Below are 1,096 nucleotides of genomic sequence, written 5' to 3' on the forward strand. Positions count from 1 at the left end.
CGATGCCAATTCTCCCAGTGAACTAACTCTCCAGCTTTTCGGGATTCTGCCGACGGGTGAGTCTTTGAATTCTGTGTGGGGGATGTAACTTTCTCTACAAGCAGTGCTATTGTTAAGAGCCGCATCGGCTGAGGCTGGCTTGGTGCCAACACCATTCGTTAGCAGCGTTTGCATCATGGCGGTTTTGAGGTCTTTAAGCTTATCGATTTGCGCTTGGGTCTTTTCAATCACCTCATCCACTGACGTCAAAATTGCAGCAATTTTTTGCTGTTCTGGGAGTGGGGGGCAGATAAAGGTAAGCTCTCTTAATTGAGTAAGACCTATGCGTTTACGAGTTGAGCCTGTGCTATGTAATTCAGCTTGAGTTCGAAAGGGTTCAGCATTAATTGTATCGTGAATAAATTTGGTGTTGAAATTATTTTCATCGATAGCTAAACGAATCCCGTCAGAAGCCATTACATATCGAGGTGATAAATTTGGAATAATTGTGGCTCTCGCTACAGGGTCACCCATTTTCGATAAGATAATATCATTAGGATAAATATTACAAGAAATTAGCGCGTCTGCTTTGGATTCCGAAGTATAGATTTTATACTTATCTTTAAATACGCCATCACCAATATTCTGAAGTTGAATAATTCTCACTCCATTATCCCTGTAATCTTCTGACTTCAAATCAGAACCAAAAGGCCCTCCAGTAAAGCTATATCGATCAGATGAATTTGCAGTATCTTTTATTTTATACATTCGCCAACCGTCAGGAACCAGATTATTCATAACCCAGCTCCTTCAGATAGCCTTGCATCACCTGTTCAGCTGTCGCTACCTCAGCATCGAGCTGGTGCAGTGATACATGGTATTTATCCCACCAGCGTTCAAGCTGTGCTAACACAAGAGCCGCCGCAGATGCTTGCTCAGCTGCATCGACATCCGCAGTCACTAAACTTGCTTCAAAACTCTTTTCTACAACCGGTCTAATCTTGTCTTTAGTATCAATTTCTGCTTTGAAGTCATAATAATCAAAAGACTGTGGATCCCCGCCTTCATTTGAATAACGCGGGGTGAAGACACAAGACACATCAAAGCCCTTGAGGAT

Annotated in this window: 1 protein-coding gene and 1 pseudogene; both read right to left on the reverse strand. The window is 42.4% G+C overall.

Annotation, left to right across the window (positions count from 1 at the left end):
• Positions 1–777: restriction endonuclease subunit S (locus tag CXF78_RS01455; protein WP_180957020.1), on the reverse strand; the 777-nt coding region annotated here is incomplete at its 3' end.
• Positions 770–1,096, reverse strand: a pseudogene (locus CXF78_RS01460) (type I restriction endonuclease subunit M); the annotation flags it as partial. The gene CXF78_RS01455 and the pseudogene CXF78_RS01460, both read right to left, overlap by 8 nt.

It is taken from the genome of Shewanella sp. 11B5, assembly GCF_002836795.1.
Classification (GTDB): Bacteria; Pseudomonadota; Gammaproteobacteria; order Enterobacterales; family Shewanellaceae; genus Shewanella; species Shewanella frigidimarina.